Genomic DNA, 25,774 nt, shown 5'->3' with positions numbered 1-25,774 from the left:
CGGCGGATCGAGGTCTTCCATGCGGACCAGCCATCTTCCGCCGTTTGAGCGTGCATCGGCATAGGAAGCGACGGCGGTCAGCAGCGAGCCGATGTGGAGCAGCCCGGTCGGGCTGGGGGCGAAACGTCCTGTGTACATATTTGGTACAGCCCCTTTATTTAAGACTATTAATCAAAGCCATTATCTCATCTTTATTCAGTTCCATCCCGGGCTCTTCAAGCAAGGTTAAATCATATAGGGCATTATATTGTTCTTCGGTAGCTGAATCATCAACTTCGCCACTCGTGCTTGTACTAACACAGCAGTTTCTCGTTGGCGTTCCCCTGTTACAATTGCACTAATGCAAGTGTAACAATCTCCACACCCAGCATCATTTGCATGATGCGGGATATTTTTTAAGGAAATTTTATGGAGTTTTTTTTAGCGGTTTGGCATTCAATATTTGATTTCATAACTGGTCTATTTATATTTAAACCATGGGAAGAAGATACGGCAAAAAATAAAATAAAAAGTTTAGCTTTACTTTTCTTTCTGACAATTTGTGGCTTTATTTTTTATATTTTAGTCTTTTAAAGCAAAGCACATAAAAAACATGAAAATAATGAAAAATCAATAGCAAAATTATTCATTATTAACCCATACTCCACCATTTAGCTTGTTTCTTCTGTATTTGCCGCTCTGCTTGGCGTTGCTGCTCTATCGCTTGGTTAGCTGCACCATAATTGCGCTCTGACATAAGACCGGACGAGAAAAAATCGAAGGCTCTATTTGCAATTCGCTCATTACTTGCATTTCTATCAACCGGTTTCGTCAATTCTCTATATATGGTATGGGGAGGTACCGGATCCTTAAAAATCAGATCTGAATAAATTTCATCGGGTGAAATGATTTCGAGTGCTTTTGCCATGATTCTATTCCCTTTTGTGTTGGTGGATAATGTCGTGCATTAACTTCTTGTTAATTAATATTTTTAGGGTGAACCCACTGTGTCCGGTCAAAAGGGCGATGCCGTCTGAAAGCCTTTCAGACGGCATCGGGGATGAAAAGTTTAAACCAACGGTGAGAGCAGTTTTTCAAACGCTTCTTCAAATTGTTTCAAACCGTCTTCCTGCAAACGCGTCGCCAAGGTTTCGACATCGATGCCGAGCGCGGCGGTTTCGGCAAGCTGCGCTTGTGCTTCTTCTACGCCTTCTGTCAGCGAGGCTTTGGCTGTGCCGTGGTCGATGAAGGCTTTGAGGGTGGCATCGGGAACGGTGTTGACGGTGTGCGCGCCGATCAGGCTGTCAACGTAGAGTGTGTCGGGATAGGCCGGGTTTTTCACGCCGGTAGATGCCCATAAAAGTTGGACGCGGTTGGCACCTTTTTCGGCAAGTGCGGTAAATTCGCTGCTGCCGAAGTATTGCGCCCAATCTTGATAGGCGGCTTTGGCCAGCGCAATGGCGACTTTGCCTTTGAGCCGGTCGGGAAGGGTGGCGTCCAATGCGGCATCGACACGGGAAATAAAGAAGCTGGCGACAACTTGGATATGGGAAACGTCGTGTCCTGCTTCCAAACGTTTGGCAATGCCACGCGTGTAGGCCGCATAGGCTTTGAGGGTTTGGGCGCGGGAGAAGAGCAGGGTCAGGTTCACGCTGATGCCGTCTGAAACGAGGGTTTCGAGCGCATCGATGCCTTCGTCGGTTGCTGGTACTTTAATCATGGCATTTTTACGGCTGATGGCAGCGTGCAGGCGGCGCGCTTCTTCAACCGTGCCTTGTGTGTCTTTGGCAAGCTCGGGGGAAACTTCTAGGCTGACGAAACCGGTTTTGCCGCCGGTGGATTCGTGTTCGGCAAGGCAAACGCCGCAGGCTGCCTGTACGTCGGCAATCGCCATGGTTTCGTAGCGTTGTTTGGGGCTGAGGTTTTGCTGCTGGAGGGCGGCGATTTCATCGGCGTAAAGCGCGTCGCCGGCGAAGGCTTTTTGGAAGATGGCGGGATTGGAAGTTACGCCGCACACGCCTTGTTTCAGCATTTGCGCCAATTCGCCGCTTTGCACGAGCGAGCGGGAAAGGTTGTCCAGCCAGATTTGTTGTCCTAATGCTTTAACGTCCGATAAAATAGTCATTTCTGATTCCTTTGGATGGATGTGTATGTTTCAAAGGCTTATGCTACCCCGATTCGGAAATTTTGGGTAGTTTTATTACAGCAAAGGCGGATGGCGATGGCAGGAAACGAAAAATATCTTGATTGGGCACGAGAAGTGTTGCACACCGAAGCGGAAGGCTTGCGCGAAATTGCGGCGGATTTGGACGAAAACTTCGTCCTTGCGGCGGACGCGTTGTTGCACTGCAAGGGCAGGGTTGTTATCACGGGCATGGGCAAGTCGGGACATATCGGGCGCAAAATGGCGGCAACCATGGCCTCGACCGGCACGCCTGCGTTTTTCGTCCACCCTGCGGAAGCGGCACACGGCGACTTGGGTATGATTGTGGACAACGACGTGGTCGTCGCGATTTCCAATTCCGGCGAAAGCGACGAAATCGCCGCCATCATCCCCGCACTCAAACGCAAAGACATTACCCTCGTCTGCATCACCGCCCGCCCCGGTTCGACGATGGCGCGCCATGCCGACATCCACATCACGGCGTCGGTTTCCAAAGAAGCCTGCCCGCTGGGGCTTGCCCCGACCACCAGCACCACCGCCGTCATGGCTTTGGGCGATGCGTTGGCGGTCGTCCTGCTGCGCGCACGCGCGTTCACGCCCGACGATTTCGCCTTGAGCCATCCTGCCGGCAGCCTCGGCAAACGCCTGCTTTTACGCGTTGCCGACATTATGCACAAAGGCGGTGGCCTGCCTGCCGTCCGACTCGGCACGCCCTTGAAAGAAGCCATCGTCAGCATGAGCGAAAAAGGTTTGGGCATGTTGGCGGTAACGGACGGGCAATGCCGTCTGAAAGGCGTATTCACCGACGGCGATTTGCGCCGCCTGTTTCAAGAATGCGACAATTTTACCGGTCTTTCGATAGACGAAGTCATGCATACGCAGCCCAAAACCATCTCCACCGAACGCCTCGCCACCGAAGCCCTGAAAGTCATGCAGGCAAACCATGTGAACGGGCTTCTGGTTACCGATGCAGACGGCGTGCTGACAGGTGCGCTGAATATGCACGACCTGCTGGCGGCACGGATTGTATAAGGCATTGCAGCCGTTTCAGACGGCATTTGTGGTAAGATATGCCGTCTGAAAACAAGGAAATCCCATGCAGGCAATTTCTCCCGAATTACAGGCGCGCGCCGCCAAAATCAAACTGCTGATCTTGGATGTGGACGGTGTTTTGACCGACGGGCGCATCTTTATCCGCGATAACGGCGAAGAAATCAAATCGTTCCACACGCTGGACGGACACGGTCTGAAAATGCTTCAGGCAAGCGGCGTGCATACTGCGATTATCACAGGTCGGGACGCGCCCTCCGTCGGCATCCGCGTCAAACAGTTAAGCATAAATTACTACTTCAAAGGCATTTCGGACAAACGCGCCGCGTATGAAGAGCTGCGCGTGCAGGCAGGCGTGGAAGAAGCCGAGTGCGCCTTTGTTGGTGACGACGTGGTCGATTTGCCGGTGATGGTGCGCTGCGGATTGCCGGTTGCCGTCCCCGACGCGCATTGGTTTACGCTGCAACACGCCGCCTATATTGCCAAACACCCCGGCGGTGCGGGCGCGGTGCGCGAAGTGTGCGACCTGATTATGCGCGCGAAAGGTACGCTGGGCGCGGCTTTGAACGAGTACATCAAATGAAAGTAAGATGGCGGTACGGAATTGCGTTCCCATTGATATTGGCGGTTGCCTTGGGCGGTCTGTCGGCATGGTTGGGTCGTATCAGCGAAGTCGAAATCGAGGAAGTCAGGCTCAATCCCAACGAACCCCAATACACAATGGACGGCTTGGACGGCAGGCGGTTTGACGAACAGGGATACTTGAAAGAACATTTGAGCTCAAAGGGAGCGAAACAGTTTCCGGAAAGCAGCGATATACATTTCGAGTCGCCGCATCTCGTGTTCTTCCAAGAAGGCAGGTTGTTGTACGAAGTTGGCAGCGATGAAGCCGTTTACCATACCGAAAACAAACAGGTTCTTTTTAAAAACAACGTTGTGCTGACCAAAACCGCCGACGGCAAACGGCAGGCGGGTAAAGTTGAAACCGAAAAGCTGCACGTCGATACCGAATCTCAATATGCCCAAACCGATACGCCTGTCAGCTTTCAATACGGCGCGTCGCACGGGCAGGCGGGCGGCATGACTTACGACCACAAAACAGGCCTGTTGAACTTCTCATCTAAAGTGAAAGCCACGATTTATGATACAAAAAATATGTAAAATTTTTGTTTTAATAGCATTTTTTTCGGCATCCCCCGCTTTTGCCCTTCAAAGCGACAGCAGGCAGCCTATTCAGATTGAGGCCGACCAAGGTTCGCTCGATCAAGCCAACCAAAGCACCACATTCAGCGGCAATGTCGTCATCAGACAGGGGACGCTCAATATTTCCGCCGCCCGCGTCAACGTAACGCGTAATGGCAAAGGCGAACAGTTTATGAAGGCCGACGGCTCACCCGTGCGCTTCAGCCAAACGTTGGACGGGGGCAAAGGGACGGTGCGTGGTCAGGCAAACAACGTTGCTTATTCGTCTGCAGGCAGCACCGTAGTCTTAACCGGTAATGCCAAAGTACAGCGCGGCGGCGATGTCGCCGAAGGCGCGGTGATTACCTACAACACCAAAACCGAAGTCTATACCATCAGCGGCAGCACAAAATCCGGTGCAAAATCCGCTTCCAAATCCGGCAGGGTCAGCGTCATCATCCAGCCTTCGAGTACGCAAAAATCCGAATAATCCCAAAATGCCGTCTGAAACATAAACCCGGTTCGGACGGCATATGCCGACCGAAGATATTGAAGAGATATTTATGAGCGCAAACGTCAGCCGCCTTGTTGTTCAAAATCTGCAAAAAAGTTTTAAAAAACGCCAAGTCGTTAAAAGCTTCTCCCTCGAAATCGAAAGCGGGGAAGTCGTCGGCCTGCTCGGGCCCAACGGTGCGGGTAAAACCACCAGTTTCTACATGATAGTCGGACTCATTGCCGCCGACGCAGGCAGCGTGATGCTGGACGGGCAGGAATTGCGCCACCTGCCCATACACGAACGCGCCCGCCTCGGTGTCGGCTACCTGCCGCAGGAAGCCTCGATTTTCCGCAAAATGACCGTCGAACAAAACATCCGCGCCATTTTAGAAATCAGTACCAAAGACAAAAGCCGCATCGACGGCGAAGTTGAAAAACTGCTTGCCGACCTGAATATCGAGCGTTTGCGCAATAATCCTGCCCCATCTTTGTCGGGCGGCGAACGCCGACGCGTCGAAATCGCCCGCGTACTCGCCATGAAACCGCATTTTATTTTGCTGGATGAGCCTTTTGCCGGCGTCGATCCCATCGCCGTCATCGACATCCAGAAAATCATCGGATTTCTCAAGTCGCGCGGTATCGGCGTATTGATTACCGACCACAACGTACGCGAAACCCTCAGCATCTGCGATCGGGCTTATATTATTTCAGACGGCACGGTGTTGGCATCGGGAAAACCTGATGATTTGGTCGGAAACGAAAAGGTTCGTTCTGTTTATCTGGGTGAGAACTTTAAATATTGAGAATATTTTTCAGACGGGCGGCCTAATATCGTCGGGCAGGCGGCAAGAATACGGATTTATGCTGTTTTTACATAAATTAATTCAAATTTAAAACATTGACTTAAACCTGTTTTCAAAGAATATTACCCGATATGCTTGCATGTCGTCCCGTAATTTGGTTTAATACGCATCTCTTGACGAGACAGACAAAGGCCAGATAGCTCAGTTGGTAGAGCAACGGATTGAAAATCCGTGTGTCGGCGGTTCGATTCCGCCTCTGGCCACCAAAAAACCGCTTATAAGCGGTTATTTTTTTGCCTGCCGTTTTTGGGAAGTTGTCCGTGTCTAACCGTTATGTAGAAGGACAAAAGCGATAATGACCGCCCCGTTGTGTTTTGGAGAAGAGGGTAAAGGCAGAAAACATATGCCGTCTGAATGATATTTCAGACGGCATTTTATATTGCGGCGGCACTCAGTCCGTGTCGTCTTCAGGCAATTCTGCCGAACCCATGCGTTTGAGCACGATATTGGTTTTGTTGCGCAGCCGTTTGCTTTTCGGATGGTCGGCGTAGTAGAGCGGGGCGGGGACGCGGGCGGTCAGTTTCGCCGCCTGCTGTTTGCTCAGCTTGGCGGCGGGTATTTGATAAAAATACCGGGACGCGGCTTCCGCGCCGAAAATGCCGTAGTGCCATTCGATTGAATTTAAATACAATTCAAAAATCCTGTCTTTGTCGGTAACGGCTTCCATCATCGCGGTAATCGCGGCTTCTTCGCCTTTGCGGATATAGCTGCGGCTTTCGTTCAAAAACAGGTTTTTGGCAAGCTGCTGGCTGATGGTCGAGCCGCCCGCCTTCACTTCGCCGCTGTTCCGGTTGCGCCTGATGGCGTTTTGAATGCCGCCCCAATCGAAGCCGCCGTGTCCGGCGAAACGGGCATCTTCGGAAGCAATCAGGGCTTTTTTCAGGTTGACCGAAATGCGGTTGTAAGGCACCCAGCGGTAATCCAGTGCCACATCGCGCCCTTCTTGTTCAAACTGCTTCATCCGCATCGACATAAAGGCAGTCCGATGGGGTGCGACGGCGCGGTAGGTGATGATGTTGCCGTACACATAGGCATTGAAGAAGATAAAGATGCCGACGGGCAGGGCAATCAGCCATTTGACGATGCGGAACATATTACATGGCTTTCATATATTCGATAACGGGGCGGATGTCCGGTTTGAAACCGCGCCAAAGGGCGTAGGAAGCCGCCGCCTGACCGACCAGCATGCCCAGGCCGTCTGAAACTTCGGCCGCGCCGTTGCTTTGGGCAAAGTTTAAAAACGCCTGCGCCGCGTCGCCGTAAACCATATCGTAGGCAAGGCGGCAGTTGCGAAAAATTTCAGGGCTGACGGCAGGAAGCTGACCGCTCAAGCCGCCGGACGTGCCGTTGATGATGATATCGAAACCGCCGTTCAAATCCGCCATCGGGACGGCTTCAATGCCGAAAAGCCGCGCCAATTCCTCGGCTTTGGCGTGGGTACGGTTGGCAATAACGATACGGGCAGGACGGTGTTCTTTCAATACCGGAATCACGCCGCGCACCGCGCCGCCCGCGCCCAAAAGCAAAATGGTTTTGTCCTCGATGGCAATGTTTTTGACTTGCGTGATGTTGTTGGCCAAACCGATACCGTCAGTGTTGTCGCCGCGTATTCTGCCGTCTTCCAACCACACCAGCGTATTGACCGCACCTGCTGCCAAAGCGCGGTCGGAATGCTCGTCCGCCAGATGAAACGCTTCCTGTTTGAACGGTACGGTAACGTTTGCCCCGCAACCGCCTGTTCCAAAAAATGTCGAAACTGCCTGCGCGAAACCGTCGATGTCGGCGCAAATGCGCCCATATTCGATGTCAACGCCTTCCTGAAGGGCAAACTGCTGATGGATTTGCGGCGATTTACTGTGTGCAACGGGGTTGCCGAAAACGGCGTAGCGGGGGAGGGCGGTCATGGTCGTGTTCCAAAAGACGGGAAGGCTATTTTATAACGGCGGCGTACAGATGGAAACGATGCCGTCTGAAACGGTTGTCAGGTAGCATGACGGAATATTTTTTTCTTGAAAAAAGTTGTTTTTTTTTCACAATTTAACTTTATTTTGTTGACAAGGACGAAAGGGTCGGACATGAAAAAGATGTTGTGCTTGGCAGTATTTGCATTAGGGTTGGCAACGCCGGCGGTGGCGGCGGATTGGGTGAGGTTAGGTGATGACGGTGGCACTACCATATTTTTTGGTGATGCAGACAGCCGTACGGGCAATAGAGCATGGTTTGAACAAAGGTTCGCCAAGCCGCAAAAGTATGGTAATGGAAAATTTTTTAATAAAGCTAAAGCGTTGGAGGAAATGGATTGCAGTGGTAAACGTTATAGGGTTTTGACAGTAACGTGGTATTCCAAATCGGGAAAATCTATCGACTCTGCTACACCATCCTATGCCGAATGGAATTATGTTATGCCCGGTACGGGTGGAGAGGCTCAGTACGAATTTGTCTGCAACCACGATCCCCGTTGACCGTTTTCAAATCAAACAACAGATGCCGTCTGAACTGCTTTCAGACGGCATCTGTTTTGTCGGCATTCGGACAAAAGGGCGGGCATTCTGCTTTTGAACAGACAAACCGAAGCATATTGTTGACAATCTTGCCGTCTGAAACTATATTTTACAGCTTGAAATTTGACGCAGGGCCAGTTTCAGACGGCATGGACGTGGTAGAATCATGCTGGCCTTGCGTCAAGCCGCCGCGTTCCGCGTATTTTGCCATTTCCCTTTTCCAGGAGCTGAAAAATGTCTATTAAAAACGCCGTAAAATTGATTGAAGAAAGCGAAGCCCGCTTTGTCGATTTGCGCTTTACCGATACCAAAGGCAAGCAGCACCACTTTACCGTGCCTGCGCGCATCGTGTTGGAAGACCCCGAAGAGTGGTTTGAAAACGGTCAGGCGTTTGACGGTTCGTCCATCGGCGGCTGGAAAGGCATTCAGGCTTCCGATATGCAGTTGCGCCCCGATGCGTCTACAGCCTTCGTCGATCCTTTTTATGATGATGCGACTGTTGTGTTGACTTGCGACGTTATCGATCCCGCCGACGGTCAGGGTTACGACCGCGACCCGCGCTCCATCGCACGCCGCGCCGAAGCCTATTTGAAATCTTCCGGTATCGGCGACACGGCATACTTCGGCCCCGAGCCTGAATTCTTCGTTTTTGACGGCGTAGAATTTGAAACCGATATGCACAAAACCCGTTATGAAATCACGTCCGAAAGCGGCGCGTGGGCAAGCGGTCTGCATATGGACGGTCAAAACACCGGCCACCGCCCCGCCGTCAAAGGCGGTTACGCGCCTGTTGCGCCGATTGACTGCGGTCAGGATTTGCGTTCGGCGATGGTGAACATTTTGGAAGAACTCGGTATTGAAGTGGAAGTGCACCACAGCGAAGTCGGCACCGGCAGTCAAATGGAAATTGGCACGCGCTTTGCTACTTTGGTCAAACGCGCCGACCAAACCCAAGATATGAAATACGTCATCCAAAACGTTGCCCACAACTTCGGCAAAACCGCCACCTTTATGCCCAAACCGATTATGGGCGACAACGGCAGCGGTATGCACGTCCACCAATCCATCTGGAAAGACGGTCAAAACCTGTTTGCAGGCGACGGCTATGCCGGTCTGAGCGACACCGCGCTCTACTACATCGGCGGCATCATCAAACACGCCAAAGCCCTGAACGCGATTACCAATCCGTCCACCAACTCCTACAAACGCCTTGTGCCGCACTTTGAAGCGCCGACCAAACTGGCATATTCCGCCAAAAACCGTTCCGCTTCCATCCGTATTCCGTCTGTGAACAGCAGCAAGGCGCGCCGCATCGAAGCGCGTTTCCCCGACCCGACCGCCAACCCGTATTTGGCATTTGCCGCCCTGCTGATGGCCGGTTTGGACGGTATTCAAAACAAAATCCATCCGGGCGACCCTGCCGATAAAAACCTGTACGACCTGCCGCCGGAAGAAGATGCATTGGTGCCGACCGTTTGCGCTTCTTTGGAAGAAGCACTCGCCGCCCTCAAAGCCGACCACGAATTCCTGCTGCGCGGCGGCGTGTTCAGCAAAGACTGGATCGACAGCTACATCGCCTTTAAAGAGGAAGATGTCCGCCGCATCCGCATGGCGCCGCACCCGCTGGAATTTGAAATGTATTACAGCCTGTAAGCACGTCGGGTTTTCAGAAAAGCAATGCCGTCTGAACACAGTTTCAGACGGCATTTTGCATTGGAACGGCAAAACGGCGGCGCGGCGCGGCGTTTTCCAGCAGGCGGGCGATATTTGCTACAATAGGCTTTTGTTTTTTTTTGGCTGCACGAACGATGACTGCATCGAAATCAGGTTTTATCGGGCAAATCTTTTCCCGCAATATGCTCGTCTGTATTTTTACGGGGTTTGCCTCGGGGCTGCCGCTGTATTTTCTGATTAACCTGATTCCGGCGTGGTTGCGCAGCGAGCAGGTGGATTTGAAGAGCATCGGGCTGATGGCGTTAATCGGACTGCCGTTTACCTGGAAATTTTTGTGGTCTCCGCTGATGGACGCGGTCAGGCTGCCCGTTTTGGGCCGGCGGCGCGGGTGGATGCTGCTGACGCAGGCAGGTTTGCTGGCGGCTTTGGCGGCATATGCCTTTTTAAACCCTCGGAATCATCTGCCGCTGATTGCCGGCTTGTCGGTGCTTGTCGCTTTTTTTTCCGCCAGTCAGGACATTGTATTGGATGCGTTCAGGCGCGAGATTTTGTCGGACGAAGAATTGGGTTTGGGCAATTCCGTTCACGTCAACGCCTACCGGGTTGCCGCCCTGATTCCCGGTTCATTGAGTTTGGTGTTGGCAGACAGGATGCCGTGGTCGGAAGTATTTGTTATCACTTCATTATTTATGCTGCCCGGCCTTCTGATGACGCTGTTTCTCGCGCGCGAACCCGTGTTGCCGCCTGCCGTTCCTAAAACGTTGAAGCAGACCGTGGTAGAGCCGTTTAAAGAATTTTTTACACGTAAAGGCATCGCTTCGGCGGTGTGCGTGCTGCTGTTTATCTTCCTTTACAAGCTTGGCGACAGTATGGCAACCGCGTTGGCAACGCCGTTTTATCTGGATATGGGTTTCAGCAAGACCGACATCGGTTTGATTGCCAAAAACGCAGGACTGTGGCCGGCAGTGGCGGCAGGTATCTTGGGCGGCGTGTGGATGCTGAAAATCGGCGTAAACAAAGCCTTGTGGATATTCGGCGCGGTGCAGGCTGTAACCGTTTTGGGGTTTGTATGGCTGGCAGGGTTCGGACATTTCGATACAGTCGGTACAAGCGAGAGGCTGATGCTGGCGGCAGTTATCGGCGCAGAGGCAGTCGGCGTGGGTTTGGGGACGGCGGCGTTCGTATCGTATATGGCGCGCGAGACCAATCCCGCATTTACCGCAACGCAGCTTGCACTGTTTACCAGCCTGTCCGCTGTTCCCCGTACGGTCATCAATTCCTTTGCCGGTTATCTGATTGAATGGCTCGGTTATGTACCGTTTTTCCAGCTGTGTTTCATACTTGCCCTGCCGGGTATGCTGCTGTTGCTGAAAGTTGCGCCTTGGAACGGGGAAAAAACTCAGGATGCAGGCAGATGAACGCGTCAAACTGGAGCGTTTACCTGATATTGTGTGAAAACAGCGCGTTCTATTGCGGCATCAGCACGAATCCGCAACAGCGGCTTGCCGCCCACACAGCCGGAAAAGGCGCGAAATATACCCACGTATTCAAACCAGTAGCGATGCGTATCGTTGCAGGCGGGATGGATAAAGGCACTGCGCTCAAACAGGAAATCGCCGTCAAAAAACTGACCGCCGCACAAAAACGGAAATTGTGGGAACAGGCAGAAAAAATGCCGTCTGAAACCTGACGGTTCAGGTTCGGACGGCATGGTTACAGCAGTTGGCAACAATCAGGACAAAGCAGGGCAGGCGACGCTGTCGTTTTTGATAAAGACAATAGGTTTGTAACGGCAATGAAGATAAGTGGAAAACAGCGCGAGCATTATTTGAATACGGATTATCTGCAATGAAAAGAACGGTTTTTTCCAAGATGGCGCAAGATTTCTTCGACGGGAAAATGGATGCCGAAACGTTTTACAACCGGTTTATGGACGATTGGATTGCCAACAGTAGCAAGCCGGATGACGTGCGTGTGCCTGTTCCCTATATCGAACAGTCTTTGAGTTTGGCTGTCGACAGTTATTGTCCTGTGGAGTTTCGGGATGATATGCAGCCGTATGATTATGATGAAGAGCAGTTGAAGCGGGTTGTCGGTATTTATCTGCAAACCGATGATGTGGATGAGGCTTATCGATGATGAGGAGGCAGGGTTTGATTTGATGGCTTGATGCCGTCTGAACTTGGTTTCAGACGGCATTTTTATTGCCCTTTGTTTGGAAAAACGGGGCGTTTTGCGGCGGATGCCGCTTTTTTTTTACGGAGTTTTGAAAAAGGAAAACCGACGTTTCAACACACAGGACGGCACATAAAGCGTCGCCCTATGAAAGTGAAGGCATATATCAGTATTTTTTATACGCCAACAGAAAAGAATACGATGAACTGTTTGTTGAATTTGTATTGATTAATCAGTATATTTTTTATGCTGGAGTATTTTTCCTTATCGGTATCCCTTCTTTTATGAGGATGCCTGCCGCTCATATAAAGAACGGGGAAGACCCGATGGGAAAATATGGTACAGCCCTCGACATCGCACAATATGTCAACTTATTTGTTTGTTTTATTGGGCAGCAAAAAGGGAATTTTTTGTGTTCAAAACTTTCGACTCCGCTTAAAGTCTTGCAGGATAAGGCTTGCAGGGGTTTCTAGCCCCTTTTTTGTCCTATATGCCGCTTATTCAATATTTAAAAGATATAATGGGGAATAGTGGATTATTCTCATCCCATGCTACCTCATAATTAACAAATATATTTTTTAATGTTTTAATGAAAGGAATGTTTAATTCAAATTTCTTTCCATTCCACTCTTCAAACGCCTCTGGAATATATTCCTTTATTAAATCTATCCCTTTTTTTGTTAATACAATTTCCCCCTGATACCACACCTCATTATCATTATTAAAAGGACTTTGTTTTGCTAAATTATGGCAAAAGTCTAAAATATCATTTTTCGTTTCAAAGTTGATAGGTTCAAGAGTTGCTAATTGACATATTAATAATCTATATATGAATTCAACTGCAAATTGCCAATCTTTGTTTCCTTGACCATGCGATGCAAAATGCATTGGAAAATAACCATCTAATGCTAAATACTCAAATTCGCATTGAATATTTTCTGCTGTCTCTAAATTCATTAAAACATCCTTATCTAGCAGGGAATTTAAATTTTAACTCTGTTGGCTTGCCTTTTAAATTAATATTTAAGTTATTTAATGTGTATTTCCGTTTTTTAGATTGTGGTTTTCAATTTATAGCGAATTGGATTTGGAATATACAGCATTGCAAAAAGCGTTTGACTCTCCAATGCCGTCTGAAAACCGGTTTCAGACGGCATTGGCGTTCAGTAAGAAAGGTCGCGCCTGCCGCCCGAACGTCTCGCCGCAGCCTCTGCGTAACGGCTCACCTCTTTTTCCAAATTTTCCAAGTTCAAAGGAAAATCAGGCAGTCTGTCTCCCTGTTTCTCTTCGCGGATAATCCGCCCGCCATCCAAATACCACGTCTGTTGCGCATGATAGGTCTGTATATCCGCCGTTACGCCATCCGCTTTCAATGCTACCGTCGAAGATTGTGCAATAAAAAGATTTCCGTTTTTCAAATAATATTCGAAACTCTGGCGTTTTTTTCCATTGTCGAAACTCCAATAGACTTTTTGCGGCAGACCGTCCGCATCATAGCCGACCACAAGACTGTTTGCCTTCATCCCCCGTGGCATCAATTCCCGCATATTCTGATAAAACACAGAATCGCGCGAGTCCGACGCAATCCGGTTGCTCTCTTCGCGGAAGTCCCAAACCTTCTGCTCGTCATTCGCGACATCTCGGTATTTCGCCAAATATACCTGGGCCATCTGATAACACCCGAGACAATGCTCATAAACATCTTCCCCGATTTTCCCGCGCCCCGCCGCATCAAATACCGAACCGTCCGGTTGCCAAATAACCCGATATTCTCCTGTCGTTTCATAATTTTCCCCGTGAACCGTTCCGCCGTACACATTTACAGAAAACGGACGATCGTTCCGATACAGATATTCGGCATTAACAAACGCTTCCGGCGAGCGTTGCAAAAGCGAAACCGCAACCAAACCGCCCTCGCCGATATAGTAATCCAGCCAGACCTCTTCCCCATGTTCCTGCTCCGTTACGTGAAACCATTTCGCCTTTTCTTTCAAACGACTGAGCCGGATAGCGAGCGCAAGATAATCCTTCTCCGACTGCAACGGACCGTCATCCACAGTTTCGGCAAGACTTTCCTCCGTCCTCATCGATTCCTTCACGATGACGACCGCCCTGTCGGCATTTCGGAACAGGCGGGCAAGTTTCGCCACAAAAGCATTCGGATTTTCAGGTATTTCAGTTGCCGTATCGCTCAAAAACCAACGCGGATTAATCTCATAGGCAATACCCTTCCCCAGCCAAAAGGCAAATACAAGTGCAAAAAATGACAACAATACCGGTTTGAATTTTTTAAACATATTTATTTTCCGTTTAACAGGATATATCGATTATATCAGACGAGCTTTAATTGTTTGATTTTTAATCTAATCTACGGTTGCTACCGTACTTTAAAAACCCCTATGCAGGCTGCGGCTTGTTACTCTTGTTTGCTTCGGTTCAATTTTTTGACTAATTCAAATGCTTCAGATTGATATTGATCTTTCCATTTTTTCCAATCTAACGGCCTTCCCAAGCGTTCCCAATCTTCTAAAACCGATATTTTGAACGTTTCCATTTCCCACCAATATTCGGCATATAAACGTGATTGATTGGGAATGTCGGCTTCTGCCCAATCGGCAAAATGCAAAAAATGAGAAATATCGCAAACTATATTATTTTCAGGAACTTCTTCGGCAAATAGATTCTTGACCAACTGTAACGCTTCGGTCTGATATTTTTCTGTCCATTTCTCCCATTTTTCAGGCTTTCCCGATATTTCCCAATCTTCCAATGCGGAGGCATTTAAGATTTCCAATTCCCACCAGCAGTCGTAATAACGGGAGGATTGGTTGGGAATTTTATTTTCTACTTCGGAAACAAATTGGGTAAAACTAAAAATATCCTTAACGATTTTTTCAAATCTATTTTCCATAAATTGCTGCCTCTTCCAAATTATAGTGGATTAAATTTAAATCAGAACAAGGCGACGAAGCCGCAGACAGTACAGATAGTACGGCAAGGCGAGGCAACGCTGTACTGGTTTAAATTTAATCCACTATACGAGCCAACAACTTCGGTAAAATCAAGCCGGCAAGCCCCTGCATCCTGTGCTAATCGGAGAAAATGCCGTCTGAAAGCCGAATACCGCTTCAGACGGCATTTGCCAGATTTGACCTTGCCGGTGCTTACGGACGCTTTTTAAATATAAAGAAGGAAATATCGTCTAACGCATCTTCGGCAAAACCTTGAAAATCCGGATTGCCTTGTTTTGAGCGCAATAAAGCAATCACTTTATCGCAATCGCCGATATTTTCATGCATCCTGGCGAGATGTCCGAAACAGGTTAATGACAATCTGGCAATATCCAAGTCTTTATGCTTCGACAACTCCGTTAATTTCTCAGAAATCCAAGGGATTTCATCCTCCTCTGAACTGAAGGTCATACCGAGCATACCGTCAATAACACTCTGTTTATTCTCAGAATAAATCATCTTTTCTACTTGTTCCTTATCAGCCATCATTTTTTGTCCATTTAATTAGTCGTTTGTATTAAATTGACATTATTTATTTTCCAATTTACTTTATAACTATCTTCATAATAATCTAATTCAAAAAAACCTGATATTTCAATATCCAATTCCATTATTGTTTTAATGCATTTTTCAAAATAAATAATGAAATAAGATTTCACGCATGCGCCAAAAAAAATATAGCTGCTCCAATTAAAACTATTTGTCGGGAAAACCCACCCATTTTTATATATTTTTGCAGATTCTTTCTCTTCGATATTGAAGGGACAATTATTCCAAAAATTATTAATGTTTTCTTGGATGATTTTTATATCATCGTCAGAGCATTCAATCCATCCTTTTATGGAAACATATGATGCCATTTAATCTCCTAAACCTGTTTTAACAATGCCGCCTTTTGATTCAATATATGACTTAACTTGTGAATGAACACCGTGCCTGTTCCGTACAGCAAGCACAGGTTGGATTAAGATTCGACAATCTGTTTGGATTGACAGAAAGGTCGTCTGAAAAATCGATTACGGTTTTCAGACGACCTTTTATTGTCGGGTTCTCAATCCAACCTATGCTTGCCATTAATGTTATTCATCGTAGTAAGGTTCTGTCGAATAATTGTCTTTGCCCCCGGCAATGATAGTAACAATTTTCCCTTTTGCTTCCCAAGCTTGTACTCCTATTTCATCAAACTCATAGACATATGTCGGATAAGATTCATTTGATAAATAATATTTATCAACACCGTATGATTTAGGGTGATGGAAAAGCTGTTTAAAATCTTCAAAATTCAGACCTATTATATTAACGCCCATAAAATATAGCTCCTGATAACAAAATATAGAAATAATTTTGTTTTTTTCGACGGAAATGAGTAAATTTGAGTCGGGAGATTCATAATATTCTGTTCTAAACTCATCAGGAGGTTCATACATAAAAGTTTCCAGTATGTTTTTGTACTCTGTTATATCCGCACCAAAACGGAATATTCCTACAGAAGTAAAAGGTAAAAATTCGGGAGTTTTAACGACCGCGTCGACCATGCTCTTCTCCTTTTGTTTTTCGATTGGCATTTTTGGCAATATTTTTGATTTTTTGCTTAATCTTTAAGCGTTCATTTTTGGACATTCCGGGAATAATTTTATTTGTTAATTCAGCAATTTTTGATTCCGCTGATATTTGACTTCGACCGCCATCTCCATGTTTTTCATTCTTGGAGCTTCCTGTTCTTTTGGGCGGACAAGAATTATGAACCCAAACCCCTTCCGTTTCCGCCTGATTACCCTTGACGAAGTAAGTATGCCAATCGGCAACGGTCAGATTGTAGGCTTTGAGCGGCTGCTGTTTGAAGGTAATGTTTTGAACCGTCTGTTTTGCGCCGCTTTCGGAAAGCAGGGTGTCGCCTTTTTTCAGACGACCTGCCTGTATCCATTTTCCTTGACTGTAAAACGGGTGGATTCGGTTGGAAATCAGGGTTTGGTTGTTGCCGATGCCGTCTGAAACTTCAATGTAAACGGTTTCCCGATACGGATTGCCGTATTGGGCGGTAACGGGTTTGTATCCTGTTTCCCCGCTTGCCTCGTCCTTGGCAAAGACGCGGTCTCCGACCCAGATACGGGCAATAGCTTTGTAGCCGTCTGCCGTTTTGACCAAGGTGCTGCCGTGGAAGGAACAGGTGTAGGATTTTTGAAGAACTTAGTTCTCAATATCCTGTTTCAAATGAAGGAAATGCCGTCTGAAAAACAAGCTTGATTTCAGACAGCCTTTTAATTGTTGGGTTTTCAATCCAACCTACGGTTACTTAACCTATTATCATTGGCTTGAGCTGCGCAAGCCTAGGTCGGATGAAAACCCAACATCTCGTTTTTACTGATAGAAAGGTTGTCTGAAAAACCAAACACGGTTTCAGATGACCTTTTGATTCTTGCTACCTAAGAACTTTGTATCCATTCTTCTTTTCTAATTCCAAATTCAAATTCAGCCTGTTTAAATGCCGAATCTAATGTGTCATGATAAGTATCCGTTTGTTCCTGACCGGTCTCATCCAAATAAAATAAATAAAATCCTTGGTCATCTTCATATTGAACAATACTTAAAGCAACAGGTTTGGGAAGTATCCCCATTGGAGTGCGATGAATCGTTCTAATAGGAAAATCTTTATTTTTATCTAAGATAACTTTGAATAATTCTTTTACACTCATAATTTTCTAATCCTGAATAATTGTTACTACACTATTTTCTATTACACGTCCATTGGGTTTGTCATATGATTCAAAATGACCATGATGCGTAGATGAATTTGTTTCATGATGACCATATCGTACCTGTCGCATTCCATCTTGTGATACATATCGACCATTTGGATATGACTTATAGTTTTTCCCTAGCCATTTCTCAGCTGAATTTAAAAAAGTAGATTCAGATACAGTTCCTGCATGGTATTCGGGAGCTCTTTTGGGCGGACAAGAATTATGAACCCAAACCCCTTCCGTTTCCGCCTTATCGCCTTTGACAAAGTAAGTATGCCAGTCGGCAACGGTCAGATTGTAGGCTTTGAGCGGTGTTGGTTTGACAATGGTGTTGCGGACGGTTTGGGTTCTGCCGCTTTCGGAATACAGCCTGCTTCCCGCTTTCAAATCTTCCGCTTTAACCCATTTGCCGTCCGAATAAAACGGATGGATGCGGTTGGAAATCAGGGTTTGGCTGTTACCGATGCCGTCTGAAACTTTAATGTAAACGGTTTCTTGGTACGGATTGCCGTATCGGGCGGTAACGGGTTTGTATCCCGTTTTTCCGCTTGCTTCGTCCTTGGCAAAGACGTACTCCCCAGTTTGGATATGTGCGATGGCTTTGTAGCCGTCTACCGTTTTGACCAAGGTGCTGCCGTGGAAGGAGCAGGTGTAGGATTTTGAGAAATCCCCGCTAACTGCGGCTTTCCCCGGTTTTGCCGCCCTTCCTAGTTTTGCCACCTTCCCCAGTTTCGCCAACTTCGCAGCTTTGGCAAACGGCAGGATGTTGGCCAGGGCTTCGACGGTTTCGGCGGCATTGGGGTTTTCCTGTATCCACCGGTCAACGGCTTCGCGCGTATTCTTTTCAAAGCCCGCCACGCTGCCAAAGCCGCCGATGGCGGCGAATTTGCCCTCGGCGGGTAAGGGGGCGATGTTGCGCATTGCGGCTTTGTCTATGGCATAGCGCGTTCCGTACAGTATGTCGCCTATGCCCAAGGCTTCGCCCGCGCTGATAAAGGGGTTGAGCGCTCCGGCGGCGACGCCGTTGACAAACTCCATGCTGTTGCCCCAGCGGTCGAGCTTGGCATTGTGCTCGAACATTTTTCTGTTGGCTTCATCGGCGCGGTCGGAGAAATTGCTGCCGAGGTTGTTGTAGTTGTCGGATATGCGTTGCCGGATGCTGCGGGTGTCGGTCGGATTGAGTTTGATGCTGCGTGCTGTGCCGTTGACGTGATAGGTGTATTCGTCGCGTGCACCCGTAGGTTTGGGGTAATTGATGCCTTTGGGCCCGTCGTAGGCATCGGCGGGATGGTGCTCGTGTCCTTCCCAGTTGAGCCGGTACACGGTAAAGCCTTCGTCAACGTTGCCTTTTTCTTTGCTTGCGCTGTGGCCGGCGTGGTTGTCGAAGGGGGCGTGTTCTTCGTATCCGTGTCCGGAAAAGCGGACGGTGTAACCGAGATTGCCTTGGATTGCCGCCTGTTGGATGAGCAGGTTGCCCATCTGGTGGGTATAGTCTTGGATGACGTTGATTTGGCCGGTGCGGTCGGAGACGCTGCCGCGCGGGTCGCCGAAGAGGTGGTATTTGCCGCCGGGTTCGTAGTGCTGCCGTTGGGCGTTATCGGTAATGAACGGGTCTTGCGCCAATTCTGCCGCGAGGGCGGGCTGTATGAGTGCGGCCGCCGCTACGGCGCAGGCGGCAAGGAGGTTTGTCAGTCTGCGCAGCGGTTTCACGGTTTATCCTCCTTTGTGGCGGCGGATGACTTCGTTGCCGACATCGGGGTTTTTGCCGTTGTTTTGTTTGAAGTCGGGACGGTTTTGGGCGGTCGTGTCGCCGTAGGGGGTGATGTCGGAGAAATCGACCATCAGGCGGTCTGAGGCTTTGACGGTTTTGCCGACGCTGTAAGGTCCCATCCAGAGGGCGTATTGTTCTTGGTATTGGGATTCGTAGGCGGCGGTTTTAGGGGCAATCAGCAGTTTCCGGCTGTCGCGGTCGACGGCGAAATATTCGAGCTTGGTTTGGGCTTTAAGGGTTTCGGCGTTGTAGAGGTGCAGCTCGGTACGGCTTCGGACGGTGCCGAATACGTCGACGGTTACGAATACGTCGGTGTCGGCGTATTCGGGCGGTACGACTTCGATGCCGCGCAGGTAGAAGACGGTTTGGATGAGGTTGGTCAGGAAGGAAACGTCGCGGGGGTTGGCGAGCAGGGTTTCGTTGCGGTAGTCGCCCGTGCCGTTGACGGACAGTCCGGCGGAGCGTTCGCCTTTGCGTCCGCTGTTTTTCGTCAGAGCGGCGGCGGGGGCGTTTAAGACCGATGTGGAAGTGGTTACGCTGGAGAGCGCGTCGGATTTGGTGGTGGCGGTAGTGTCGTAGGCGGGGTAGCTGTATTGGGTGGCACTTTCGGGGTTGTTGTGGTAGCCGCCGCGTATCAGTGCGTCGATAGAGTAGCGTCCGCCGCTTATGTTGCCCGAACCTTGGTCGCCCATAACGGAGACGTAAAGGGCGGCTTTGCGTCCTTTCAGGGCGGACAAGTCCATTTCTTTGACGGCGGCGCGGGACGATGCGGCGACGAGTTCCTGTTCGACGGCAAAGCGTTTGCCGCCGCCGTGGGCGGGAATACCGGTCAGTGTGCCGCAGGCGGTGAGGACGAGGGGGATGAGGAGGAGCAGGATTTTCATGGCGGGGTTTGTTTGATGTTGAACGGGTTTGAGTGTAAGGGATTTTAAGGTTTTGTAAACAAAAGGGGCAAAAATGCCGTCTGAACGGCGGAACGGGCTTTCAGACGGCATTTGACTGTTTAAAGCGGCGGCAGTTCTACAAATGGAAAGAAATGCTGAAACCTCTGATAAATTTCAGGATGTTTTTTTAAGGCTTTTAATGCTTTTTCTTTTGAAACGGGAGGGTCATAGACATCTATCCCCCTTAAGAAAGCAATGCCTGTTAATGCATTATCCTGATTTTTTGATAAGTTATTTTCGGGAATAAATCCTATAATATCAATTAGATGGAATAGTGATTGAAGATCTGTTAAATCAAAAAAATAATTTGGAATTTCATCTAAATCCATTTCCCTTATGATTTTTTCGACCCACATTTTAAATTCGGTAATATTGATTGCTTGACAATATATACTGCCTAGAGCAAAATTTAAGTCGGTGCTATTTTCTTTATAAATTTTCCACATAATTATCTTCTTGTGTTCATCGCTTTCCAGCCGATACATCCGGTATCTTGATGATGCCAAGTGTAATCCTTTATTTTAGTTTCTTCTTTGTCGTCAAACGTTCCTTTTAGTTACCTGCTTTGTATCAAAAATGCCGTCTGAACGGCAGGACGGGCTTTCAGACGGCATTTGCGCTCAATAATAATATCCCGCGCCCAGAATACACGGTTTTGCCGCGCCGGTTGCTTTGTGCGGACTACCGTGAATGCGATTAATCCAACACGCCGCCAACCACGCAAATGCGGCGGCTTCTACCCATTGCGGATCGAGGTTCAGTTCGGCGGTGCTGTGCAGGGAAACGCGTGTGCCGAAACATTCTGCCAAATCCGCCATTAAAACAGGATTGCGGATGCCGCCGCCGCAAATATACATTTGACGGGCATTTGCCGCTGCGTGTGAGACGGCGTCGAAAACGGTTTGCGCGGTGAATCGGGAAAGCGTCCGTAATACGTTGTATCGGTTTTCGCAGCCGTCAAGGTAGGTTTCGAGCCAATTTAGGGCAAACAGTTCGCGCCCCGTGCTTTTTGGGTGGGGTTGTGAGAAATATGGGTGGGCGAGCAGCCTGTCGAGCAGGTGCGGCAATATGTTGCCTTGTGCCGCTTTTTCACCGTTTTTGTCGTAAGGCAGCTGCCAGTGTGCTTGCGTCCATGCGTCCATCAGCATATTGCCCGGCCCCGTGTCGAAGCCGAAGGCGGGTGCGTCGGGCGGGAGTACGCTGATGTTGGCAATCCCGCCGATGTTCAGCACCGCGCGTGTTTCTTTGTCGTCGCGGAACAGGGCTTCGTGAAAGGCGGGGACGAGCGGCGCACCTTGTCCGCCGGCGGCAAGGTCGCGGCTGCGGAAGTCGCCGACGGTAAAAATCCGCGTCAGTTCCGCCAGCAGCGGCAAATCGGCAAGCTGTACGCTGTAACCGTGTTCCGGCGCGTGTCGGACGGTTTGGCCGTGGCAGCCGAGGGCGGTAATGTCGTACGGCGCAAGGTTTTGACTGCACAGCAGTTCGGCGGCGGTTTGCGCATACAGGCGGCTGAGTTCTTGAGACAACATCCTGCTGCGGTGCAGTTCGTCTGTTCCTATATTTTGCAAAGCAAGCAATGCTGCGCGCAAATCGTCAGGGTAGGGGGTAAAGGCGTGCCCTTCCGCGCCCAGCCATTTGCCGCCGTCCATCCGTATCAGTACGGCATCCGCCCCGTCCATGCTTGTTCCCGACATGATGCCGATGTAAAGCTGTGTTTCCATCATCACTCCCGAACCGGTGTAAAACGCCATTTTAACGTGTATTGACGCTCGTATACCGATTTGCCGCCGCAGTGTAAATAAATGTTTCAAGACGGATTGCAAAAGGTTACAATATCCGCGAAAACCCTTTCTGTATCCACTAAGGAATCTTCCATGGCTCAAACTCAAATGAGTGCGAACTTGAAACTGATTAACGCCGTCTTTGCCGCCATGCTGGTAGGCATAGTCGGCTATTTTATCTATTGGGGTTTGGGTTACACCCACTACACGAACAGCGTGCTTTTCATCATTGCCACGATGTTCGGCGTATTTATGGCGTTTAATGTCGGCGGCAACGATATTGCCAACTCTTTCGGTACCAGCGTCGGTTCCGGCACGCTGACCATCCCGCAGGCTTTGCTGATTGCGGCGGTGTTTGAGGTCAGCGGCGCGGTCATCGCGGGCGGCGAGGTAACCGATACCATACGCAAAGGCATCGTCGATTTGAATGGTATGAATCTCGAGCCTATGCAGTTTGTGTTTATTATGATGTCCGCACTTTTGGCGGCGGCGTTGTGGCTGCTGTTCGCGTCCCGCAAAGGCCTGCCGGTTTCGACGACGCACGCGATTATCGGCGGCATTGTCGGCAGTGCGTTGTGTATGGCGTTTACACATAATGCAGACGGGGTGGCGTTGATACGGTGGGGCAAGCTGGGCGAAATCGGAATGTCTTGGGTATTGTCGCCCGTGTTGGGCGGCGCGGTGTCCTATTTCCTGTTTTCGCGCGTCAAGAAAAACGTCTTAGATTACAACGCTTGGGCGGAAGGCACGCTCAAGGGCATCAAGCAGGAAAAAAAGGCGTATAAAGAACAACACCGCTTGTTTTTCGAGGGTTTGACCGAAGCCGAAAAAGTCGAATACGCCACCAAAATGGCGCACGACGCGCAAATTTACGACGAGCCCGAATTCGATCCGCAAGAGCTGCAATCCGAGTATTATCGCGGGCTGTATGTGTTCGACAACCGCAAAGACAATGTCGATTCCTACAAGGCGCTGCATTCTTGGGTTCCCTTTATCGCTTCGTTCGGCGCGATGATGATTTCTGCCATGCTGATTTTCAAGGGCTTGAAAAACCTGCATTTGGGGATGAGCAACGTCAACAGCTTCCTGACCATCTTTATGATAGGCGCGGCGGTGTGGATGGGGACGTTTGTGTTTGCCAAAAGCCTCAAGCGTAAAGACTTGGGCAAATCGACCTTTCAGATGTTTTCATGGATGCAGGTCTTTACCGCCTGCGGCTTCGCATTCAGCCACGGTGCGAACGATATCGCCAACGCCATCGGCCCGTTTGCCGCGATTATGGATGTTTTGCGGACGAACAGTGTTGCCGCGCAAAGCGCCGTCCCCCCGATTGCGATGCTGACTTTCGGCATTGCGCTGATTGTCGGTTTGTGGTTTGTCGGTAAAGAGGTGATTAAAACCGTCGGTACGAGTTTGGCGGAAATGCACCCCGCCTCGGGTTTTACCGCCGAACTGTCCGCCGCATCCGTCGTGATGGGTGCGTCGCTGATGGGGCTGCCCGTGTCCAGTACGCATATCTTGGTCGGCGCGGTGCTCGGCATCGGTTTGGTCAACCGTAATGCCAACTGGAAACTGATGAAACCCATCGGTTTGGCGTGGGTCATTACCCTGCCTGCCGCCGCCGTATTGTCGGTTGCCAGCTATTTGATTTTGCAGGCAGTGTTCTGATTGTTAAACGATTATGCCGTCTGAACCCGTGTTCAGACGGCATTTTGTTGATGGAATGTGCGGGCTTGTGTCTTATGCACAATCTGTTCTGTCGGGATATGCCGTTTGGTATAGTGGATTAACAAAAATCAGGACAAGGCGACGAAGCCGCAGACAGTACAGATAGTACGGCAAGGCGAGGCAACGCTGTACTGGTTTTTGTTAATCCACTATATCTTGGTTTCGGAACGGTCGGACACAAAGGTGCGGAACGTTATGATATGCCGCCGCCTGTTCTTGAAAACACTTATCCTGCCGGCAGCAAAATGCCGTCTGAAAAAGCCTTTCAGACGGCATTTGTACGTTAGCCGCAATCACACCGTTTGCGAATATTTCGCCTTGGTTTCCTTGTGGCGCAAGTGGTGGTCGAACACCATAGCGATGTTGCGGATGAGGAAGCGACCCTTCGGGGTAACGGTCAGCCCCTGCTTGTTCAGGCTGACGAGTCCCAAATCTGCAAGTTTTTCCAAATCGGCGAGTTCGTCTTTGAAGTAACGGTCGAACGGAGTGCCGGATATGTCTTCGTAAACGCGGTAGTCGAGCGCGAAACGGCACATCAAATCCTGAATGATATTGCGGCGCAGGATATCGTCCTGATTGAGCTGATAACCGCGCATAACGGGCAGTCTGCCTTCGTCGATGGCGGCATAGTAGGCATCGATGTCGCGTTCGTTTTGGGAGTAGGTATTGCCGATTTTACCGATGGACGACACGCCGATGGCAACCAGGTCGCAATCCGCATAGGTCGAATAACCTTGGAAATTGCGTTGCAGCAATCCTTTTTCGAGGGCGACAGACAATTCGTCGTCCGGCTTGGCAAAATGGTCCATACCGATGAAGACGTAGCCGCGTTCGGTCAGGGTTTGGACGCAGTATTGCAGCATATCGAGTTTTTCCTCGCTGCCGGGAACGGCGGCGGTATCGATGCGGCGTTGTGGTTTGAAAACATGCGGCAGGTGGGCGTAGTGATAAAGGGCGAGCCGGTCGGGATCGAGCGACAAAACAGTATCGATGGTGGTTTTGATGCTTTCGGAAGTCTGATACGGCAGGCCGTAAATCAAATCGACGCTGACGGATTTGAACCCTGCCTCACGGGCGGCATCGATGACTTCTTTGGTTTCTTCGTAACTTTGGATGCGGTTGACCGCCGCCTGCACTTTGGGGTCGAAATCCTGAATGCCCACACTCATACGGTTGAAGCCGAGTCTGCCCAGTTTGAGGACGGTTTCCCGGCTGACTTTGCGCGGGTCGATTTCGATGGAGTATTCCCCGTCCGGAATCAGTTGGAAATATTTCCGTATCATCTCAAAGACGCGTTCCAACTGATTGTCGCTCAAAAAAGTCGGCGTGCCGCCGCCGAAGTGCAGTTGGGCAAGCTGGTGCCGCCCGCCCAAATGCGGGGCAAGCAGCTTCATTTCTTTTTCAAGATATTCGATATAGGCATCGGCGCGGCTTTTGTCTTTGGTAATGATTTTGTTGCAGCCGCAGTAGTAGCAGATGGTATTGCAAAAGGGGATGTGGATGTAAAGGGAGAGCGGTTTGTTTGACGCATCCGCGCCGCGCGAATGCAGGGCTTCGAGATATTCCTTTTCGCGGAAACCGCCGTGGAAACGGTCTGCGGTAGGGTAGGAGGTGTAGCGCGGGCCGCTGGACGGGAGGCCGGCAATCAGCTCGCGGTCAAACTCGGGACGGGTATTGTGATTGTTCTGTATCTGTATAATTTTCATGGTGCGTGT

The 25,774-nt window shown here is 49.6% G+C and carries 31 protein-coding genes, 1 tRNA gene and 2 pseudogenes; 15 read left to right on the top strand and 19 right to left on the bottom strand.

Translation table 11 applies throughout. The features are described 5' to 3' along the window. The coding region (locus ACNAU7_RS03775) for a glutamate--tRNA ligase family protein (RefSeq protein ID WP_416300821.1) at nt 1-138 on the bottom strand (138 nt) is incomplete at its 3' end. Nucleotides 139-408: 270 nt separating this feature from the next. Between ACNAU7_RS03775 and ACNAU7_RS03770 the strand changes: the two genes are divergently transcribed. After that, nucleotides 409-573 carry a hypothetical protein gene (locus ACNAU7_RS03770; protein WP_003750295.1) on the top strand — a complete coding sequence of 55 codons (165 nt, stop codon included), beginning with the start codon at nt 409-411 and terminating at the stop codon, nt 571-573. A 58-nt stretch (nt 574-631) separates the two neighbouring features. Here ACNAU7_RS03770 and ACNAU7_RS03765 read toward each other — a convergent pair whose 3' ends face one another. After that, nucleotides 632-907: a hypothetical protein gene (locus ACNAU7_RS03765; RefSeq protein ID WP_416300787.1), complete on the bottom strand. Its 276-nt coding sequence runs from the start codon at nt 905-907 to the stop codon at nt 632-634. A gap of 141 nt (nt 908-1,048) precedes the next feature. Next, nucleotides 1,049-2,104: a transaldolase gene (tal, locus tag ACNAU7_RS03760; RefSeq protein ID WP_416300785.1), complete on the bottom strand. Its 1,056-nt coding sequence runs from the start codon at nt 2,102-2,104 to the stop codon at nt 1,049-1,051. Between the two features lie 96 nt (nt 2,105-2,200). Here tal and ACNAU7_RS03755 point away from each other — a divergent pair, with 96 nt between their 5' ends. From ACNAU7_RS03755 to ACNAU7_RS03730, 6 genes are all read left to right on the top strand, one after another. Then, nucleotides 2,201-3,175: a KpsF/GutQ family sugar-phosphate isomerase gene (locus tag ACNAU7_RS03755; RefSeq protein WP_416300783.1), complete on the top strand. Its 975-nt coding sequence runs from the start codon at nt 2,201-2,203 to the stop codon at nt 3,173-3,175. Nucleotides 3,176-3,239: 64 nt separating this feature from the next. Next, complete coding sequence (locus ACNAU7_RS03750) at nt 3,240-3,776, top strand: KdsC family phosphatase (protein ID WP_416300781.1); 537 nt, start codon at nt 3,240-3,242, stop codon at nt 3,774-3,776. Then, on the top strand, nt 3,773-4,354 hold the full coding sequence (gene lptC / locus ACNAU7_RS03745; RefSeq protein WP_124202027.1) for an LPS export ABC transporter periplasmic protein LptC: 582 nt from the start codon (nt 3,773-3,775) through the stop codon (nt 4,352-4,354). The genes ACNAU7_RS03750 and lptC overlap by 4 nt, the downstream gene beginning before the upstream one ends. Then, nucleotides 4,335-4,865, top strand: coding sequence for a lipopolysaccharide transport periplasmic protein LptA (lptA, locus tag ACNAU7_RS03740; RefSeq protein ID WP_003676538.1), 531 nt, complete (start codon nt 4,335-4,337; stop codon nt 4,863-4,865). The genes lptC and lptA overlap by 20 nt, the downstream gene beginning before the upstream one ends. A 73-nt stretch (nt 4,866-4,938) precedes the next feature. Beyond that, nucleotides 4,939-5,673 (top strand): LPS export ABC transporter ATP-binding protein, encoded by a 735-nt coding sequence (gene lptB, locus ACNAU7_RS03735; protein WP_411722893.1) that lies wholly within the window; start codon nt 4,939-4,941, stop codon nt 5,671-5,673. Between the two features lie 190 nt (nt 5,674-5,863). Continuing rightward, a tRNA-Phe gene (locus ACNAU7_RS03730) sits at nt 5,864-5,939 on the top strand. Between the two features lie 185 nt (nt 5,940-6,124). Here ACNAU7_RS03730 and mtgA read toward each other — a convergent pair. Together mtgA and aroE are read right to left on the bottom strand one after the other, a co-directional pair. After that, nucleotides 6,125-6,826: a monofunctional biosynthetic peptidoglycan transglycosylase gene (gene mtgA / locus ACNAU7_RS03725; protein WP_416300778.1), complete on the bottom strand. Its 702-nt coding sequence runs from the start codon at nt 6,824-6,826 to the stop codon at nt 6,125-6,127. Between the two features lies 1 nt (nt 6,827). Continuing rightward, a complete protein-coding gene (gene aroE / locus ACNAU7_RS03720; RefSeq protein ID WP_416300776.1) occupies nt 6,828-7,637 on the bottom strand; it encodes a shikimate dehydrogenase in 810 nt (269 codons plus the stop codon). Nucleotides 7,638-7,808: 171 nt separating this feature from the next. Between aroE and ACNAU7_RS03715 the strand changes: the two genes are divergently transcribed. The 6 genes from ACNAU7_RS03715 (at nt 7,809) to ACNAU7_RS03690 (ending at nt 12,311) form a co-directional block, all read left to right on the top strand. Beyond that, the gene (locus ACNAU7_RS03715) at nt 7,809-8,195 is read left to right on the top strand and encodes a surface-adhesin E family protein (RefSeq protein ID WP_416300818.1); all 387 of its coding nucleotides are present in this window, start codon (nt 7,809-7,811) and stop codon (nt 8,193-8,195) included. A gap of 273 nt (nt 8,196-8,468) precedes the next feature. After that, complete coding sequence (gene glnA, locus ACNAU7_RS03710; protein ID WP_416300774.1) at nt 8,469-9,887, top strand: type I glutamate--ammonia ligase; 1,419 nt, start codon at nt 8,469-8,471, stop codon at nt 9,885-9,887. Between the two features lie 155 nt (nt 9,888-10,042). After that, nucleotides 10,043-11,326 carry an MFS transporter gene (locus ACNAU7_RS03705; RefSeq protein ID WP_416300772.1) on the top strand — a complete coding sequence of 428 codons (1,284 nt, stop codon included), beginning with the start codon at nt 10,043-10,045 and terminating at the stop codon, nt 11,324-11,326. Beyond that, nucleotides 11,323-11,598 carry a GIY-YIG nuclease family protein gene (locus ACNAU7_RS03700; protein WP_013448457.1) on the top strand — a complete coding sequence of 92 codons (276 nt, stop codon included), beginning with the start codon at nt 11,323-11,325 and terminating at the stop codon, nt 11,596-11,598. Before ACNAU7_RS03705 ends, ACNAU7_RS03700 begins: the two co-directional genes overlap by 4 nt. Nucleotides 11,599-11,756: 158 nt before the next feature. After that, complete coding sequence (locus ACNAU7_RS03695) at nt 11,757-12,047, top strand: colicin immunity domain-containing protein (protein ID WP_416300770.1); 291 nt, start codon at nt 11,757-11,759, stop codon at nt 12,045-12,047. 30 nt (nt 12,048-12,077) lie between these two features. After that, nucleotides 12,078-12,311, top strand: a complete 234-nt coding sequence (locus tag ACNAU7_RS03690) for a hypothetical protein (RefSeq protein ID WP_416300768.1) — start codon at nt 12,078-12,080, stop codon at nt 12,309-12,311. Between the two features lie 273 nt (nt 12,312-12,584). Here ACNAU7_RS03690 and ACNAU7_RS03685 read toward each other — a convergent pair whose 3' ends face one another. The 3 genes from ACNAU7_RS03685 to ACNAU7_RS03675 all read right to left on the bottom strand — a co-directional run bounded on the left by ACNAU7_RS03685 (nt 12,585) and on the right by ACNAU7_RS03675 (nt 14,994). Then, nucleotides 12,585-13,040 carry a hypothetical protein gene (locus tag ACNAU7_RS03685; protein WP_070843107.1) on the bottom strand — a complete coding sequence of 152 codons (456 nt, stop codon included), beginning with the start codon at nt 13,038-13,040 and terminating at the stop codon, nt 12,585-12,587. Between the two features lie 206 nt (nt 13,041-13,246). Further along, complete coding sequence (locus tag ACNAU7_RS03680) at nt 13,247-14,380, bottom strand: hypothetical protein (RefSeq protein ID WP_416300766.1); 1,134 nt, start codon at nt 14,378-14,380, stop codon at nt 13,247-13,249. 119 nt (nt 14,381-14,499) lie between these two features. After that, nucleotides 14,500-14,994: a hypothetical protein gene (locus ACNAU7_RS03675; RefSeq protein ID WP_101132492.1), complete on the bottom strand. Its 495-nt coding sequence runs from the start codon at nt 14,992-14,994 to the stop codon at nt 14,500-14,502. A 15-nt stretch (nt 14,995-15,009) separates the two neighbouring features. Here ACNAU7_RS03675 and ACNAU7_RS03670 point away from each other — a divergent pair. Further along, nucleotides 15,010-15,123, top strand: a pseudogene (locus ACNAU7_RS03670) (IS5/IS1182 family transposase); the annotation flags it as partial. Nucleotides 15,124-15,247: 124 nt separating this feature from the next. Here the strand turns inward: ACNAU7_RS03670 and ACNAU7_RS03665 are convergent. From ACNAU7_RS03665 to ACNAU7_RS03620, 10 genes and pseudogenes are all read right to left on the bottom strand, one after another. Next, complete coding sequence (locus ACNAU7_RS03665; protein WP_002235455.1) at nt 15,248-15,583, bottom strand: hypothetical protein; 336 nt, start codon at nt 15,581-15,583, stop codon at nt 15,248-15,250. A gap of 11 nt (nt 15,584-15,594) precedes the next feature. Continuing rightward, on the bottom strand, nt 15,595-15,954 hold the full coding sequence (locus tag ACNAU7_RS03660; protein ID WP_101132493.1) for a hypothetical protein: 360 nt from the start codon (nt 15,952-15,954) through the stop codon (nt 15,595-15,597). Further along, nucleotides 15,955-16,032, bottom strand: a pseudogene (locus tag ACNAU7_RS03655) (restriction endonuclease fold toxin); the annotation flags it as partial. 141 nt (nt 16,033-16,173) lie between these two features. After that, nucleotides 16,174-16,629, bottom strand: a complete 456-nt coding sequence (locus ACNAU7_RS03650; RefSeq protein WP_013448463.1) for a hypothetical protein — start codon at nt 16,627-16,629, stop codon at nt 16,174-16,176. After that, nucleotides 16,610-17,239: an HINT domain-containing protein gene (locus tag ACNAU7_RS03645; RefSeq protein ID WP_416300762.1), complete on the bottom strand. Its 630-nt coding sequence runs from the start codon at nt 17,237-17,239 to the stop codon at nt 16,610-16,612. The genes ACNAU7_RS03650 and ACNAU7_RS03645 overlap by 20 nt, the downstream gene beginning before the upstream one ends. Before the next feature lie 278 nt (nt 17,240-17,517). Further along, nucleotides 17,518-17,787, bottom strand: a complete 270-nt coding sequence (locus ACNAU7_RS03640; RefSeq protein WP_070688942.1) for a hypothetical protein — start codon at nt 17,785-17,787, stop codon at nt 17,518-17,520. A gap of 6 nt (nt 17,788-17,793) precedes the next feature. After that, nucleotides 17,794-19,545 (bottom strand): polymorphic toxin MafB class 1, encoded by a 1,752-nt coding sequence (gene mafB / locus ACNAU7_RS03635; RefSeq protein WP_416300760.1) that lies wholly within the window; start codon nt 19,543-19,545, stop codon nt 17,794-17,796. A 3-nt stretch (nt 19,546-19,548) separates the two neighbouring features. Further along, nucleotides 19,549-20,490: an adhesin MafA gene (mafA, locus tag ACNAU7_RS03630; protein ID WP_416300816.1), complete on the bottom strand. Its 942-nt coding sequence runs from the start codon at nt 20,488-20,490 to the stop codon at nt 19,549-19,551. A 119-nt stretch (nt 20,491-20,609) separates the two neighbouring features. Next, nucleotides 20,610-20,996: a hypothetical protein gene (locus ACNAU7_RS03625; protein ID WP_416300758.1), complete on the bottom strand. Its 387-nt coding sequence runs from the start codon at nt 20,994-20,996 to the stop codon at nt 20,610-20,612. 174 nt (nt 20,997-21,170) lie between these two features. Beyond that, complete coding sequence (locus ACNAU7_RS03620; protein ID WP_416300814.1) at nt 21,171-22,271, bottom strand: anhydro-N-acetylmuramic acid kinase; 1,101 nt, start codon at nt 22,269-22,271, stop codon at nt 21,171-21,173. A gap of 153 nt (nt 22,272-22,424) precedes the next feature. On the opposite strand from ACNAU7_RS03620, the gene ACNAU7_RS03615 reads away from it, so the two are divergent. Further along, the gene (locus tag ACNAU7_RS03615; protein ID WP_416300756.1) at nt 22,425-23,999 is read left to right on the top strand and encodes an inorganic phosphate transporter; all 1,575 of its coding nucleotides are present in this window, start codon (nt 22,425-22,427) and stop codon (nt 23,997-23,999) included. A 353-nt stretch (nt 24,000-24,352) separates the two neighbouring features. Here the strand turns inward: ACNAU7_RS03615 and hemN are convergent, their stop codons facing one another. Then, entirely contained in the window at nt 24,353-25,765 is a 1,413-nt protein-coding gene (hemN, locus tag ACNAU7_RS03610) for an oxygen-independent coproporphyrinogen III oxidase (RefSeq protein WP_416300754.1), read from the bottom strand. Between the last annotated feature and the right edge of the window lie 9 nt (nt 25,766-25,774).

Source organism: Neisseria sp. LACPHL-SPEC-2024-00856, from assembly GCF_047915665.1.
Classification (GTDB): Bacteria; Pseudomonadota; Gammaproteobacteria; order Burkholderiales; family Neisseriaceae; genus Neisseria; species Neisseria polysaccharea.
The sequence above is the reverse complement of the archived record's forward strand: the minus strand, read 5'-3'. Positions and strand labels throughout refer to the sequence as shown.

Coding starts and splice junctions, on each gene's coding strand:
- ACNAU7_RS03770 (WP_003750295.1), top strand. CDS start 409: ATGGAGTTTTTTTTAGCGGTTTGGCATTCAATATTTGATTTCATAACT.
- ACNAU7_RS03765 (WP_416300787.1), bottom strand. CDS start 907: ATGGCAAAAGCACTCGAAATCATTTCACCCGATGAAATTTATTCAGAT.
- tal (WP_416300785.1), bottom strand. CDS start 2,104: ATGACTATTTTATCGGACGTTAAAGCATTAGGACAACAAATCTGGCTG.
- ACNAU7_RS03755 (WP_416300783.1), top strand. CDS start 2,201: ATGGCAGGAAACGAAAAATATCTTGATTGGGCACGAGAAGTGTTGCAC.
- ACNAU7_RS03750 (WP_416300781.1), top strand. CDS start 3,240: ATGCAGGCAATTTCTCCCGAATTACAGGCGCGCGCCGCCAAAATCAAA.
- lptC (WP_124202027.1), top strand. CDS start 3,773: ATGAAAGTAAGATGGCGGTACGGAATTGCGTTCCCATTGATATTGGCG.
- lptA (WP_003676538.1), top strand. CDS start 4,335: ATGATACAAAAAATATGTAAAATTTTTGTTTTAATAGCATTTTTTTCG.
- lptB (WP_411722893.1), top strand. CDS start 4,939: ATGAGCGCAAACGTCAGCCGCCTTGTTGTTCAAAATCTGCAAAAAAGT.
- mtgA (WP_416300778.1), bottom strand. CDS start 6,826: ATGTTCCGCATCGTCAAATGGCTGATTGCCCTGCCCGTCGGCATCTTT.
- aroE (WP_416300776.1), bottom strand. CDS start 7,637: ATGACCGCCCTCCCCCGCTACGCCGTTTTCGGCAACCCCGTTGCACAC.
- ACNAU7_RS03715 (WP_416300818.1), top strand. CDS start 7,809: ATGAAAAAGATGTTGTGCTTGGCAGTATTTGCATTAGGGTTGGCAACG.
- glnA (WP_416300774.1), top strand. CDS start 8,469: ATGTCTATTAAAAACGCCGTAAAATTGATTGAAGAAAGCGAAGCCCGC.
- ACNAU7_RS03705 (WP_416300772.1), top strand. CDS start 10,043: ATGACTGCATCGAAATCAGGTTTTATCGGGCAAATCTTTTCCCGCAAT.
- ACNAU7_RS03700 (WP_013448457.1), top strand. CDS start 11,323: ATGAACGCGTCAAACTGGAGCGTTTACCTGATATTGTGTGAAAACAGC.
- ACNAU7_RS03695 (WP_416300770.1), top strand. CDS start 11,757: ATGAAAAGAACGGTTTTTTCCAAGATGGCGCAAGATTTCTTCGACGGG.
- ACNAU7_RS03690 (WP_416300768.1), top strand. CDS start 12,078: ATGCCGTCTGAACTTGGTTTCAGACGGCATTTTTATTGCCCTTTGTTT.
- ACNAU7_RS03685 (WP_070843107.1), bottom strand. CDS start 13,040: ATGAATTTAGAGACAGCAGAAAATATTCAATGCGAATTTGAGTATTTA.
- ACNAU7_RS03680 (WP_416300766.1), bottom strand. CDS start 14,380: ATGTTTAAAAAATTCAAACCGGTATTGTTGTCATTTTTTGCACTTGTA.
- ACNAU7_RS03675 (WP_101132492.1), bottom strand. CDS start 14,994: ATGGAAAATAGATTTGAAAAAATCGTTAAGGATATTTTTAGTTTTACC.
- ACNAU7_RS03665 (WP_002235455.1), bottom strand. CDS start 15,583: ATGATGGCTGATAAGGAACAAGTAGAAAAGATGATTTATTCTGAGAAT.
- ACNAU7_RS03660 (WP_101132493.1), bottom strand. CDS start 15,954: ATGGCATCATATGTTTCCATAAAAGGATGGATTGAATGCTCTGACGAT.
- ACNAU7_RS03650 (WP_013448463.1), bottom strand. CDS start 16,629: ATGGTCGACGCGGTCGTTAAAACTCCCGAATTTTTACCTTTTACTTCT.
- ACNAU7_RS03640 (WP_070688942.1), bottom strand. CDS start 17,787: ATGAGTGTAAAAGAATTATTCAAAGTTATCTTAGATAAAAATAAAGAT.
- mafA (WP_416300816.1), bottom strand. CDS start 20,490: ATGAAAATCCTGCTCCTCCTCATCCCCCTCGTCCTCACCGCCTGCGGC.
- ACNAU7_RS03625 (WP_416300758.1), bottom strand. CDS start 20,996: ATGTGGAAAATTTATAAAGAAAATAGCACCGACTTAAATTTTGCTCTA.
- ACNAU7_RS03620 (WP_416300814.1), bottom strand. CDS start 22,271: ATGGAAACACAGCTTTACATCGGCATCATGTCGGGAACAAGCATGGAC.
- ACNAU7_RS03615 (WP_416300756.1), top strand. CDS start 22,425: ATGGCTCAAACTCAAATGAGTGCGAACTTGAAACTGATTAACGCCGTC.
- hemN (WP_416300754.1), bottom strand. CDS start 25,765: ATGAAAATTATACAGATACAGAACAATCACAATACCCGTCCCGAGTTT.